Origin of the sequence: Pararhodobacter oceanensis (assembly GCF_003076755.1) — a bacterium.
GTDB classification, from domain to species: domain Bacteria; phylum Pseudomonadota; class Alphaproteobacteria; order Rhodobacterales; family Rhodobacteraceae; genus Pararhodobacter; species Pararhodobacter oceanensis.
In genome coordinates this window covers 603,233-615,905 of record NZ_QDKM01000001.1, presented here as the reverse complement: position 1 = coordinate 615,905, position 12,673 = coordinate 603,233, and the positions used below count along the sequence as shown (strand labels likewise).

The 12,673-nt window shown below is 63.9% G+C and carries 11 protein-coding genes; 3 read left to right on the top strand and 8 right to left on the bottom strand.

What is annotated here, in order from left to right; genetic code table 11:
* Window positions 1-2 precede the first annotated feature (2 nt).
* A complete protein-coding gene (locus tag DDE20_RS02705) occupies window positions 3-839 on the top strand; it encodes an EamA family transporter (protein WP_116556886.1) in 837 nt (278 codons plus the stop codon).
* A 22-nt stretch (window positions 840-861) separates the two neighbouring features.
* On the opposite strand, the gene DDE20_RS02700 is transcribed toward DDE20_RS02705, so the two are convergent.
* The 4 genes from DDE20_RS02700 to fsa all read right to left on the bottom strand — a co-directional run bounded on the left by DDE20_RS02700 (window position 862) and on the right by fsa (window position 4,170).
* Window positions 862-1,557, bottom strand: a complete 696-nt coding sequence (locus DDE20_RS02700) for a CDP-alcohol phosphatidyltransferase family protein (RefSeq protein ID WP_116556885.1) — start codon at window positions 1,555-1,557, stop codon at window positions 862-864.
* Window positions 1,558-1,782: 225 nt separating this feature from the next.
* The gene (locus DDE20_RS02695; RefSeq protein ID WP_116556884.1) at window positions 1,783-2,760 is read right to left on the bottom strand and encodes a tyrosine recombinase XerC; all 978 of its coding nucleotides are present in this window, start codon (window positions 2,758-2,760) and stop codon (window positions 1,783-1,785) included.
* A complete protein-coding gene (locus tag DDE20_RS02690; protein WP_116556883.1) occupies window positions 2,757-3,473 on the bottom strand; it encodes a DUF484 family protein in 717 nt (238 codons plus the stop codon). Before DDE20_RS02690 ends, DDE20_RS02695 begins: the two co-directional genes overlap by 4 nt.
* Before the next feature lie 43 nt (window positions 3,474-3,516).
* Window positions 3,517-4,170: a fructose-6-phosphate aldolase gene (gene fsa, locus DDE20_RS02685; protein ID WP_116556882.1), complete on the bottom strand. Its 654-nt coding sequence runs from the start codon at window positions 4,168-4,170 to the stop codon at window positions 3,517-3,519.
* A gap of 78 nt (window positions 4,171-4,248) precedes the next feature.
* Here fsa and DDE20_RS02680 point away from each other — a divergent pair, with 78 nt between their 5' ends.
* Window positions 4,249-6,441 (top strand): primosomal protein N', encoded by a 2,193-nt coding sequence (locus DDE20_RS02680; RefSeq protein WP_116556881.1) that lies wholly within the window; start codon window positions 4,249-4,251, stop codon window positions 6,439-6,441.
* Window positions 6,442-6,462: 21 nt separating this feature from the next.
* A complete protein-coding gene (locus DDE20_RS02675; protein WP_116556880.1) occupies window positions 6,463-7,062 on the top strand; it encodes an SAM-dependent methyltransferase in 600 nt (199 codons plus the stop codon).
* A gap of 274 nt (window positions 7,063-7,336) precedes the next feature.
* On the opposite strand, the gene DDE20_RS02670 is transcribed toward DDE20_RS02675, so the two are convergent.
* From DDE20_RS02670 to DDE20_RS02655, 4 genes are all read right to left on the bottom strand, one after another.
* The gene (locus DDE20_RS02670) at window positions 7,337-7,837 is read right to left on the bottom strand and encodes a PaaI family thioesterase (RefSeq protein ID WP_116556879.1); all 501 of its coding nucleotides are present in this window, start codon (window positions 7,835-7,837) and stop codon (window positions 7,337-7,339) included.
* An 8-nt stretch (window positions 7,838-7,845) separates the two neighbouring features.
* Window positions 7,846-8,958: a pyridoxal phosphate-dependent aminotransferase gene (locus DDE20_RS02665; RefSeq protein WP_116556878.1), complete on the bottom strand. Its 1,113-nt coding sequence runs from the start codon at window positions 8,956-8,958 to the stop codon at window positions 7,846-7,848.
* Window positions 8,955-11,237, bottom strand: coding sequence for a xanthine dehydrogenase family protein molybdopterin-binding subunit (locus tag DDE20_RS02660; RefSeq protein WP_116557233.1), 2,283 nt, complete (start codon window positions 11,235-11,237; stop codon window positions 8,955-8,957). Before DDE20_RS02660 ends, DDE20_RS02665 begins: the two co-directional genes overlap by 4 nt.
* 135 nt (window positions 11,238-11,372) lie before the next feature.
* Window positions 11,373-12,533: a type III PLP-dependent enzyme gene (locus DDE20_RS02655; protein WP_116556877.1), complete on the bottom strand. Its 1,161-nt coding sequence runs from the start codon at window positions 12,531-12,533 to the stop codon at window positions 11,373-11,375.
* Between the last annotated feature and the right edge of the window lie 140 nt (window positions 12,534-12,673).

The following is a 12,673-nucleotide window of genomic DNA, read 5'->3' as shown; positions in this document are numbered from 1 at the left end:
CGGTGACGATAGGCGTATTTCTGGCCGTCATGCTGGCCGCAGTGATGCACGCGGGCTGGAACGCGATCATCAAGACCGGCCTCAGCAAACAGACCTCGATGTTCATCCTGACCGTCGGGCAGGCGCTGTTCGGCTTGGCGGTGGCGCTGTTTTTCCCCTTTCCCGCGCCCGAGGTCTGGCCCTGGCTTTTTGCCTCGGGGCTGATCCATATGGCCTATCAATTGTTTCTGGCCTACGCCTATGAGCAGGGCGACCTGAGCCGCGTTTACCCGATTGCGCGCGGCACGGCGCCGATGATTGTGTTGGTGATCAGCTTGTTATTCCTCAGCGACTCGCCCGAGGGGGCCGAGGTCTGGGGGATCTTGGTGCTGGGCGGCGGCATTGCCTTGATGGCGCATGGGGTGCTGCGCAACGGCGAGCCGCGCCGGCTCTTGCCCTTTGCTTTGGGCGCGGCTGTGGCGACGGCGGGCTATACGCTGGCCGATGGGTTGGGCGCCCGGGTCTCGGGTGAGCCGCTGGCCTATGTCGGATGGTTAATGCTGCTGGCGGCGCTGTTCTATACGCCCGCGATCATCGCGCTGAAGGGCAGCGTGGTGCTGCGCGCCGACGCGCGGGCCTGGGGCTTTGGGCTGGTCGCGGCGGCGGCATCCTTTGGCGCCTATGCGATTGCGGTCTGGGCGATGACGCTGGCGCCGATTGCCTTGGTCGGCGCGCTGCGCGAGACCTCGATCCTGTTTGCGGTGCTGATCGGCTGGTGGTTTTTCGGCGAGCGGATGGACCGCGGCAAGGCGGCGGCGGCCCTGTTGATCGTCGCAGGGGTGATCTTAACGCGGTTTTAACCCGAGGCGCGTTAGGCTGCGTTTACAGCTTTTCGCGGAAAATCACTTGTTGCAGCGCGCCTGCGACCATCAGGTAAAACGAGGTCACGATCAGCCCGATGGTGACCAGTTGCGGCTCTTGGAAGTCTAGCCAAGCGGCCCAGATGGCAAAGCCGGTCCAGCCCAGTGCCATTGGCAGGGTGATCACCTGCCAGCGTCTGGTGCGCATCGGATGGACGAATTTGATCGGCAGGAACATCGCCACCGACAGCACGATAGTCAGCGCCAGAATGATCCAGAAATCGGGTTGAACGGCGAAAACCACCACCGCGAACATATTCCAACAGCCGGGAAAGCCGGAAAACGACGCGTCGCTGGTCTTCATCCGCGTGTCCGAGAAATAGAGCACGCTGGCAAAGGTGATCACCACGATTGCCGCCCAGCCGGTCCAGCCGGGCAAGAGCCCCGAGTTGAACAGCGCGAAGGCGGGGATGAAGACATAGGTCAGATAGTCGATGATCAGGTCCAACAGCACGCCGTCGATGATCGGGGCTTTGGATTTGACGTCGTATTTGCGCGCCATCGGGCCATCCACGCCGTCGACGATCAGCGCGACGACCAGCCAGAGGAACATCAGGCTCCATTCGGCATCGGCGGCGGCCAGCATCGCGAGCATCGCGAAAACGGCGCCGGTGGCGGTGAACATATGGACGAAATAGGCGCGAAAGGTCTTTGACATAGGGTCTTGTGTCGAAAAACCGACCAAGGAGCAACCTTCGTTTTGGGAAATCGGGGTCAATTTGATCGGCAGCGCGCCGGTGACGGGCGGTGCGGCTGGGAGCCTGTCGCGTTGAAGTGAGTTTACCTGCCGGTGTGCGTGTATTTGCGCGGCCGAAGTTGCCTGAGGGCTGCGGGCAAAATACGGATCTCACGACGCGCGAGATGTTTTATTCAGTGGATGTGCCTAGTCGGTGGATTTGGCGCGGGGATGGGCCTTGGCATAGACCTCCATCAGCCGTGCGGCATCGACGCTGGTGTAGATCTGCGTGGTGGCGAGTTTGGCGTGGCCCAGAAGCTCCTGAATCACCCGCAGATCACCACCCGCCGCCAGCAGATGCGTGGCGAAGGAATGGCGCAGCGCATGGGGCGTGGCGCTGGCGGGGAGGCCGAGGCGCAGACGGGCGGCTTCCATCGCGCGGGTGATCATCCGCGGATTGAGCGGCCCGCCGCGGACCCCGCGGAAGAGGGCCGTGTCGGGCTCGACCGGATAGGGGCAGAGCTGCAAATAGCGCGCGGTGGCTTCGGCGGCGGCGGGGATCACCGGCACCAGACGTTCCTTGCCGCCCTTGCCGAGAATGCGCAGGCTGGCACCGGCTTTGCAGGCGGTGGCGGCGTCGCGACCGGTCAGGCCCAGAGCCTCGGATATCCGCAGACCGGCACCATAAAGCAGCGTCGCCACCGCCACATCGCGGGCCTGCACCCAAGGTTCGGATTTATCGTCGCTGATCACCGCCATGACCTCGCGCGCGGCGTCTTCATCCAAGGGGCGGGGCAGCGGGCGTTGATGGCGGGGCGCGCGGGTGGATAGGATCGCGGTGGGGTCGAAATCATCCTCGCGGTCGGCAAGCCAGCGACAAAACCCCTTGAGCGCGGAGAGCGCGCGGGCCAGTGAGCGCGAATTGCGCCCCTCGGCGCGGGCCGCAGCCATCCATGCGCGCATGTCGCGGGTCTCGACAGCGCGCAATTGGTCCAGCCCCGCAGCACCACCGTGATGCAGCGCCAGAAACCCCAAAAACCCCGCCACATCGGCGCGGTAGGCGTTGATTGTGTGGTCAGAGGCTTCGTTCAGCGCGCCCAGATGCGCCAGCCATGTGGCCAAAGCGTCGCGCAGGGCAGGGCTGATCGCCAGTCTGCCCGCCGACGCTCCGCCCGTCGCGGTCATGCCAGCCAGCGACGCAGAACCCGTTCAAAAGCACCGGCGAAAAAGCCAATCAAATCGGTGCCTTGACCGGGTTTGAAGTGATGCGGGTCTTCGGCGCCCATCGCCAGCATACCGGGCAGGCGGCCCTTGCCCAGATCAAGGCTGATCAACGCCTCGGAGCGTAGATCATGGGCCTTGTTGCCGTAAGGGTTCTGCGCCGGAGGCTCGCCTTGACGCAGCACAATCGGGCGCGGCGGCGTCGGGCGTCCGGCGCTCATATAGCTGGCGACAAAACCGGCGGGGCGCACCACCAAGACGCGGCTGAGCGGCCCCAGATTGCCACCCGTATCGGCGCTTTCCAGCACCAGCCGCAGATTGTCGACGCGCAGTATCTGGGCGACATCGCCGCCCAGTGCCAGCACGAAATCATCGAATTTCTCGGCGTCCAGCAAGCGCAGAAAGGCGCGGTGCACCTGATTGGTCGCCGAGAGGTTTTCATAGGCCGCGGCAATCACCGCGCGGTGGGTCTCATCGAGCCGTTCCAGCCGCGTTTCCAGACGTTCCATCGCCATCGCGCGCAGATCGACGACATTGCCGCCCATCGCCCGCTCGGAGGTCAGCACCAAGGCGCGCATCAGCTCGGGATCATCGAGGATCAACCCCGGATCCGCGAGCACGCGCCTGCGCCATTCGTCCTGCGTTCCGGGTTCCTGTGCCGGTCCGGTCACTGCCATCTTCGCCCCGATCTTGCTGTCTTTGCGTCGACCCTACACCAGATCAGATGATTTTCTGACCGGTTTTTTCCCAGTCTTTCATAAACTGTGCCAGACCTGCATCGGTCAGCGGATGCGCGGCCAGCTTGCGGATCACCTCGGGCGGGGCGGTGATCACATCCGATCCGGCCAGCGCGCATTGGGTGACATGGTTCACCGAGCGGATCGAGGCGGCGAGGATTTCGGTTTTGAAATCGTAATTGTCATAAATCGCGCGGATATCGTGGATCAGCTCCATCCCGTCGAGGTGGATATCATCAAGACGCCCGATGAAGGGGCTGATGAAGGTCGCACCGGCCTTGGCTGCGAGCAGCGCCTGATTGGGGCTGAAGCAGAGCGTGACATTGACCATTTTGCCTTCGCCCGACAGCACCTTACAGGCTTTCAGCCCGTCCCAAGTCAGCGGCAGTTTGACCGCGATATTGGAGGCGATCTCGGCCAGATGGCGGCCCTCTTTGATCATCGCGTCAGCCTCGAGCGCCACCACTTCGGCGGAGACCGGACCTTCGACAAACGAGCAAATCTCGCGCGTCACTTCGATAATATCGCGTCCCGATTTCATGATCAGCGAGGGGTTGGTGGTGACCCCGTCAACCATGCCAAGGTCATGCAGGTCGCGGATCGCCGGAACATCGGCGGTGTCGATAAAGAATTTCATGGCGCTCTCTTGTGGTTGCGGAAGCCTATGGGTCGCGTCATACCCTATGTCGTTCCCGTCTGGAAGGCCATTACCCGCATGGATGCGCTGTTCGATCAACCGTTCAAATCCGGTCAACCGCTCAGTGTTCTGACCACCCAGCCCCTGGACCGGATGCTGGATTACCGCGCGCCGGAGGGGGGCGCGGTGATCGGTGATTTCGTCGAGGTGCCCTTGGGGCCGCGCAAGGTTCTGGGTGTGGTCTGGGGGCCTGCGACGGGGGATTATCCGGTCAACAAGCTGCGCGCGGTGCTGCGGGTGCTGGATGTGCCGCCGATGCGCGAGGAATTGCGCGTGTTTCTGGGCCGCGCGGCGGATTACACGCTGACGCCGCTGTCGCTGATGCTGTTTCTGGCCACCCGCGCGCCGGGGCTGTTCAAGGGGCCGGCGATGATGCGCGTCTACCGCCCCGGCCCGCCGCCCAAACGGATGACCGAGGCGCGGCAGCGGGTCTATGATGTGTTCGAAGGCTATGCGGGCGCGGCGCTGACCGTGGGCGAGATCACCCGCGCCGCGGGCGTCTCGGGGCCGGTGGTGCATACGATGGCCGCACAGGGCGCGCTGATCGAAGGCGAGGCGCCAAAAGACCAGCCTTATCCGCGACTTGATCCTGCGCGGCCGAGTAAGGAATTATCCGAGGATCAGGCGAAAGCCTCGGCGGAATTGCGCGAGAAAGCGGGTGATTTCAGCGTGACGATGCTGAAGGGCGTGACCGGCTCGGGGAAAACGGAAGTCTATCTTGAGGCGGTGGCGGAATGTCTACGGCAGGGGCGCCAAGCGCTGGTGCTGCTGCCCGAGATTGGCCTCACTGAGGGGTTTCTCGAGCGGGTCGAAGCGCGGTTTGGCGCGCGGCCCGGCGAGTGGCATTCGGGCGTGACGGTGACCGAACGGCGGCGGCTCTGGCGGATGGCGGGCGAGGGGGGCATCGATCTGGTGGTCGGCGCGCGTTCGGCGCTGTTCCTGCCCTACCGCGATCTGGGGTTGATCGTGGTCGATGAGGAACACGACGCGAGCTATAAGCAAGAGGACGGGGTTCTGTATAACGCCCGCGATATGGCGGTGCTGCGCGCCTCGATTGCCGGATCGCAGGTGGTCTTGGCCTCGGCGACGCCCTGTCTGGAAACATGGGTCAACGCGAAGACCGGAAAATACGACCGATTGGATCTATTGGCGCGGTTTGGCGTGGCGGAACTGCCCGAAATGGCCGCGATTGACATGCGCGAGCAGCAGGTGCCGCATGGCCGCTGGATCTCGCCCGCGCTGAAAGAGGCGGTGGATGCGCGGATTGCGGCTGGCGAACAGAGCCTGCTGTTTCTCAACCGCCGTGGCTATGCGCCGATGACGATTTGTCGGGGCTGCGGGCACCAGATGCAGTGCAAGGATTGCGACGCGCGGCTGGTCGAGCATAGGTTTCTCAAGCGGCTGATGTGCCATCAATGCGGGGCGACGGCGCCGGTGCCCGAGAGTTGCCCATCCTGCGAGAAACCCGGCACGATGCATCCCGTCGGGCCGGGGGTCGAGCGGATGGAGGAAGAGGCGCGCGCGCTTTGGCCCGAGGCGCGCGTGGCGGTGCTATCCTCGGATCTGTTCGGCTCGGCGCGGGCGCTGAAAGAGCAGATTTCCGAGATCGCCGACGGGGGCGCCGACATTGTGATTGGCACGCAATTGGTCGCCAAGGGGCATAATTTCCCGTATTTGACTCTTGTTGGCGTGATTGACGCGGATCTCGGGCTGCACGGCGGTGATCTACGCGCCGCCGAACGCACATTTCAACTGATCCGGCAGGTGGCCGGGCGCGCGGGGCGGGCCGAGCGTAAGGGCGTGGCCTTGATGCAGACCCATCAGCCCGAACATCCGGTGATCAAGGCGATATTGTCGGGCGATGACGAGGGGTTTTGGCAGGCTGAAGCGCAGGAACGCCGCGCGCTGGGGATGCCGCCTTTCGGGCGGCTGGCGGGGGTGATCCTGTCCTCGCCGCATCTGGAACACGCCTTCGAGATGGGCAATGCGCTGGCCGATCGTGCCGAGCCCCTGCACCGGATTGGCGCGCAGGTCTTTGGCCCCGCACCGGCGCCGATTGCAAGGGTGCGCGGGCGCCATAGGGTGCGGCTGTTGATCAAATCCGACAAGGGTGCGCCGTTGCAGCAGGCGATACGGGCCTGGTTGAATGGGGTGAAACTGCCCAATGATCTGCGGCTGGCGGTGGATATTGATCCGCAAAGCTTTTGGTAACTTTTCTATGGGAGACTGGCGATGTGGGAAGACCGTTACGGCGCCTCTGAGGCGTATCTTTTCGGCACCGAACCGGCGCAGATGCTGGTGGAAAACCCTTGGCTGACGGCAGATGTCGGTGGGGGCACGGTGCTCTGTGTTGCCGATGGCGAGGGGCGCAATGGCGTTTATCTGGCTGGATGCGGGCTGCAGGTGTGCAGTTTCGAGCAATCGCCCACCGCCGTGGCCCGCGCGCGGGCATTGGCCGAGGCACGCGGTGTGGCACTGGAGGCACATGAGATTGCTTGGGCGGACTGGGACTGGGATCGTCAGTTCGACATGGTGGTGGGGATTTTCATCCAATACGCCACGCCTGCGGAACGCCCCGCGCAATTCGCCGATCTGAGCCGGGCGCTGCGCCCGGGCGGGCGGTTGGTGCTGCACGGCTATACGCCCGAGCAAGTGGGGTTGGGTACCGGCGGGCCGCCCTGCGCCGATCATATGTATACCGAGGACATGTTGCGCGACGCCTTTGACGGCTGGCAGATCGAGCGGCTGGCCGCCTATGAGCGCGACGTGCAAGAGGGGCGCGGCCATGCGGGGCATTCGGCGCTGATTGATGTGGTGGCGCGGAAGGTTTGAGAGGGCGTCTGACGCAGACGTTCAACATCAAGCGATAAGGGACGCGCCCGACCCTGGGTGGGCGCTTGAATGTTTGGAACAAAGCGGCGCATCTGAAAGCATCAACGTCGGATGAGCCGCTAGTGACATCGCCGATGCGCCCTCCCGGGGGGAGGGTCGGGCGCGGCCCGTGGTGCCCACGGGCCAAGGACTAGGGGGCTTTGCCCCCTCTTTGCTGCGCAAATTCACCCCCAGAGTATTTTTCGCAAGATGAAGCGGGGGAGGGCAATTTTAGCTAAATTGTCGGGGTCTTGGGGCGCAGAATGATGCAGGTGGTGGAGCCGGTGGCGTAGATTTTGCCATCTTCAACGCCGGTGATCACCGCCTCGGCCACGGCGGTGGAACGGCCGGAATGCTGCACATGGGCGGTGCAATCGACCCATTGCCCGGCCTTGATCGCGCGGGTGAGATTTACCTTATATTCTAACGTGGTATAAGTGCTGCCCTTGGACAATGTCGTGGCCACGGCGCAGCCCAGAGCGCTGTCGAGAATGGTGCCATACCAGCCGCCATGGGTGCCGCCCATCGGGTTGAAATGGGTGAATTGAGGCGCGCCGCGGAAGGTGACTTTGCCCTTCTCGACATGGTGGAGTTTGAAATTCATCAGCTCCGCAATCGGCGGGCCGGAGACCTCGCCATTAAAGATCGCCTCGATGAATTCCAGCCCGCTCATCGCCAGCAGGGTCTCGGCGCTGGGCAGGTCTTCGGGGGTTTTGGCGGCGAATTGTTTGGACATATTCTTTCTCAAATCTTGGCGCTTGCGGCTTTGAGTGCCCGGGGTAGGGCGGCGGCGAAGGCGTCCAATTCGGCCTCGGGGCCCAGGCTGACGCGGATGCAGCGGTCTTGTGGGGCGCAAAACGGCATGCGGATGAACACACCCTGCGCGATGATCTCGGCGAGGACGCTACGGGCGAAATCCCCGTCGCCGCCGCAATCCACGGCGACGAAATTGGTCGCCGAGGGCATGGCATTGAGGCCGTTGTCGCGGGCGATCTGGGTGATTCGCGCGCGCGCCGTGGTGCAAGCCGCCCGAATTCTCGCCAGATGTGCGCGGTCATTGAACGCCGCCAAGGCGCCGATCTGCGCGGCGCGGTTCATGCCGAAATGGTTGCGCACTTTGTCAAAAGCGGTGATCAGTGTGGGCGCGCCGATCGCATAGCCGACGCGGGCGCCGGCCAGCGCGTAGCCTTTGGAAAAGGTGCGCATGCGGATCACCCGTGGGTCGTCGGCGGCGATCTGTGGCGCGGTGCCATCGGGGGCGAATTCGATATAGGCCTCATCAAGGATCAGGAGCGTGCCCTCGGGGACCTCGTTAACCATGCGTTCGATCACCGCGGCCTCGTGCCAAGTGCCCATCGGATTGTCGGGATTGGCCAGATAGATCAGTTTCGCGCCACTCTCGCGGGCCTTGGCGATCAGCGCAGCGGGGTCTTCGTGGTCGTCTTTATAGGGCACTTTGTGCAAGGTGCCGCCGAAGCCCGCGACATGGTAGTTGAAGGTCGGATAGGCGCCCTCCGAAGTGACCACCGCGTCTCCGGGCGCGACGAGCAAGCGCACGAGGTAGCCCAAGAGCCCGTCGATCCCCTCACCGACCACCAGATGCGCGGGCGTGATGCCCAGCCGTTCGGCAATCGCGGCGCGCAGATCATGGCTTTGGGCGTCGCCGTATTTCCACTGCTCGGCATTGGCGGCATTCATCGCCGCGATGGCCTTGGGCGAGGGGCCGAAACCGTTTTCATTGGCGCCCAGCCGCGCGGTAAAGGGCGCGCCGCGGGCACGTTCGGCGGTTTCAGGCCCGACAAATGGCACGGTTGCGGGCAGCGCGTTAACCAGATCGGTAAAGCGGGGTCCGGTCATTTTTGGGCCTCCTTGAGCCAGGTCCAGATGCGGTGCGGGGTGAAGGGCATGTCGATATGGCGCACGCCGCGATCCCAGAGCGCGTCGAGCACGGCATTGCCAACCGCGGCCAGCGCGCCGACGGTCCCGGCCTCGCCGCAGCCCTTCATGCCGATCGGGTTATTTTTCGACGGTGTCGGCTCGCTGACAAAACCGATCATCGGCAGATCCGCGGCGCGGGGCAGGGCGTAATCCATAAAGCTGCCGGTTAACAACTGCCCGTCACCATCGTAAACCGTGTTTTCAATTACCGCTTGACCGAAGCCCTGTGCGACGCCGCCATGGACCTGTCCCTCGGCCAGCATCGGATGCATCAGCGTGCCCAGATCATCGACGGCGACATAGCGATCCATCACCAGCGCGCCGGTTTCGGGGTCGATTTCAACCTCGCAGATATGCGCGCCATTGGGGAAAGAGCGGGCGGGAAGCTGCGCGCGGTTGTGGTGGCGCAGGAGGTCTTTGCGGTCCCGCTGGCGGGCGAGATCGGCGGCTTCCAGCAGGGTCGGGCGCTGGTTGGAACCGGGGGCGGAGAAGATGCCATCGGCGAATGTATAGGGCGCAGCATCATATTCGGATTCAAGAAATGCGCAGAAGGCGTTAACCATTTTCTCGCTGGTCGCATGGGTGGCGAAACTCTGCACGGTGACCGAACGCGAGCCGCCGGTGCCGCCGCCGCGTTCGATACGGTCGCTGTCGCCTTGTACGACGTCGATGGCCTCATAGGGCACGCCGGTCAGGTCGCTAAGATATTGGGCGTAAACGGTTTCATGGCCTTGGCCGTTGGATTGGGTGCCAACATAGAGGGTTACGCGGCCCTCATCGGTGAATTCTACCGTGGCGTCCTCACGGTCGTCGCCAAGGATCGATTCGATGTAGTAGCACAGGCCCATACCGCGCAGTTTTCCGGCCGCTTCGCTGGCGGCTTTGCGGGCGGGGAAACCGGCCAGATCGCCCTCGATTTTGGCGCGTTCGAGCACGCGGGTGAACTCGCCGACGTCATAGGTGACCTCGGCGGGCGTGGTATAGGGGAAGGCCTCGGGCGCGATGAAATTGCGGGCGCGTAGATCGAAGGGCGAGAGGTCCAATTCGCGCGCGGCCATATCCATAGTGCGCTCAAGCAGGGTGATCGCCTCGGGGCGTCCGGCGCCGCGGTAGGCATCGACCGGGGTGGTGTTGGTGAACAGGCCTTTGACGTTCAACAGCGCGCAGGGAATATGGTAAGTGCCTGTCAGGACTTTGGAAAACAGCATCGACTGGATGTTCTGACCAAAGCCCGAGTTATAGGCGCCGAGGTTCGAGACGGTGTTCACGCGGTAGGCGAGAATGCGGTGGTCGGCATCAAAGGCGAGCTCGGCGGTGCTGGTCAGATCGCGGGCGCCATTGTCGCTTTGCATCGCTTCCGAGCGGTCGGAAATCCACACCACCGGGCGGCCCAATTGCCGCGCGGCTTGCACAATGGCGAAATATTCCGGGTGGTTCATCGCCTTCATCCCGAAGCCGCCGCCGACATCGGGGGTGGTGACGCGCACGCGCTCGGGGTCGAGGTCGAAACAGCGGGCGAGGTCGCGTTTGATGCCCCAGACGCCTTGGCCGCCGTAGGCCAGATGCACGCGCTCGCCTTCCCATTCGGCATAGGCGGCGCGGGGTTCCATGCTGGCGACGGTGACGCGGTTCTGGACGACCGAGAGCGTGGTGACATGGGCGGCGTTTTTGAAGGCCGCGTTAACCGCGTTTTCATCGCCCAATTGCCAGTCATAGGCGAGGTTTTCGGGCGCTTCGGCGTGCAATTGCGCGCCGCCTTCGGCTAGCGCAACATGGGCGGGGTGTTCGCCGTAATCGACGATGATCGCCTCGGCGGCATCTAGGGCGGCGTCGCGTGTCTCGGCGACGATCAGGGCGACGGGTTCGCCGACATGGCGCACGCGGTCCTCGGCCAGAAATGGGCGGCGCGGGGTGGCGCCGGTCTGGTCACGCTGGTCCTTGGCCGGGGTTGTCGCCATGCCGGCGGTGAGACCGGCGGCGTGAAGGTCTTTGGCGGTGAGGATCGCGGCGACGCCGGGCATCTGCGCGGCCTCGCTGGTGTCGATCGCCAGCACATCGGCATGGGCGGTGGGCGCCCGCAGGAAGACCGCGGTCAGCGCAGTTTTTGGTGCGATATCAGATATATAGCGGCCTTCGCCGGTGAGGAAACGAATATCCTCGCGCCGTTTGACGCTTTGCGATTGTCCGAATGCGCGCATGATGCCCCCCTTGCCGGTGAGCGCGCAGGATAGCTGCGGATCAAGCGAGGGCAAGGGGGAAGCGCCGTGCCGCCCTCGGGTCAGGCGGCGCAGCGGGGATTTGGGCGGTTTGGTTAATTGCCGCGGGCAGATTGGTTAATCGCCGAGCTCGATCACCAGTTGCACGGCCAAGGCGCCGAAGCCGTTGAACCGCGTGTTGGTCGGAACCGAATAGGCGCCCATACCCTGGATCAAGAGGAAATCACCCTCTTCGATATCGCCGGGCAGGGGGGTGTCGCCGGGCAGGCGGTCGACGCTGTCGCAGGTCGGGCCAAAGACGGTGCGGCCTCGGATTTCGCCGCGCCGCTGCGCGCCTTCGGGTGACCAAGCGGTGATCCGATCCATCGCGCCCATCAGCGGCAGCTCGGAAAACGCCCCGTAAACCCCGTCATTGAGGAACACATGGGCGTCGTCGCGCAGGGCTTTGATCCGCGCCAACAGTGCGAAACTATCGGCGACCATGGCGCGGCCCGGTTCGCAGACCAATGCGGGTGCGGCATCGCCGAACACCTCATCGGTGACGCGGGCGATGAGGGCGAAAATCGCCTCCAGCTCGGGCGTCTGCGCCTGCACGCGGTGCGAGGGGAAACCGCCGCCGACATTGAGCCGCTCGATGCTCACACCCGCGGCTTGGGCGATGCGTCCGGCGGCGTGGATATAGGCGTCCCAGGCCATCGGATCGGTGCATTGCGTGCCGGGATGAAAGGTCAGCGAGGGCACATATCCACGCTCGGCGACACGCGCGAGGATCTCGGTGGCGACGGCTTCGGTGGCGCCGAATTTGGCCCCGAAATCATAGGCCGCACCGGCCACCGGCAGCTTGAAGCGCGCAGTGACTTCAACGGGTTCGCCATTGGATCGGGTGGTCGGGACCAGCGCGAACAGCTTGTCGAGCTCGGAGAGCGAATCCACCGAATAAGAGGCGACATCGCGGCCCACGGCAAAGATGATCTCATGGCGCGCGCGCACTGGATTGTTGTAATGCAGCGCGGCGTCGGGGACCAAGCGGCTGATCATCGCGATTTCATCGGGCGAGGCGACGTCGAAACCGCGCAGACCGGCGGCGGCGAGGTTTGTGATCACAGCCTCTTCGGGGTTCGATTTGACCGCATAGGTCACCAGCCCCGGAAAGCCACGGGTGAAGCGCTGCGCCTGCGCTTGCAGCGCGGCGGGCGAGAGAAACATAACCGGATCATTGGGCCCGACGGCGCGCAGATAATCGACCGGATCGGACCAGATGGTGTCGGCAAAACCCATGAGTGTGACCTTTCGCCTTGCTGTTCATCGTGTCCGGACCCTCTCCGGCACTATAGAACAGGATGGCGCAACTAGGCGACATTTCCACCAATAGAAAGATATGAAATGACGCAAATTCGCGTTATTATGACGAAAAATAT

What these genes read in the sequence shown, in the direction of transcription:
- DDE20_RS02690 (WP_116556883.1), bottom strand. Translation starts at nt 3,473, where the DNA reads ATGGCAGTGACCGGACCGGCACAGGAACCCGGAACGCAGGACGAATGG.
- DDE20_RS02700 (WP_116556885.1), bottom strand. Translation starts at nt 1,557, where the DNA reads ATGTCAAAGACCTTTCGCGCCTATTTCGTCCATATGTTCACCGCCACC.
- DDE20_RS02680 (WP_116556881.1), top strand. Translation starts at nt 4,249, where the DNA reads ATGGATGCGCTGTTCGATCAACCGTTCAAATCCGGTCAACCGCTCAGT.
- DDE20_RS02675 (WP_116556880.1), top strand. Translation starts at nt 6,463, where the DNA reads ATGTGGGAAGACCGTTACGGCGCCTCTGAGGCGTATCTTTTCGGCACC.
- DDE20_RS02655 (WP_116556877.1), bottom strand. Translation starts at nt 12,533, where the DNA reads ATGGGTTTTGCCGACACCATCTGGTCCGATCCGGTCGATTATCTGCGC.
- fsa (WP_116556882.1), bottom strand. Translation starts at nt 4,170, where the DNA reads ATGAAATTCTTTATCGACACCGCCGATGTTCCGGCGATCCGCGACCTG.
- DDE20_RS02670 (WP_116556879.1), bottom strand. Translation starts at nt 7,837, where the DNA reads ATGTCCAAACAATTCGCCGCCAAAACCCCCGAAGACCTGCCCAGCGCC.
- DDE20_RS02665 (WP_116556878.1), bottom strand. Translation starts at nt 8,958, where the DNA reads ATGACCGGACCCCGCTTTACCGATCTGGTTAACGCGCTGCCCGCAACC.
- DDE20_RS02660 (WP_116557233.1), bottom strand. Translation starts at nt 11,237, where the DNA reads ATGCGCGCATTCGGACAATCGCAAAGCGTCAAACGGCGCGAGGATATT.
- DDE20_RS02695 (WP_116556884.1), bottom strand. Translation starts at nt 2,760, where the DNA reads ATGACCGCGACGGGCGGAGCGTCGGCGGGCAGACTGGCGATCAGCCCT.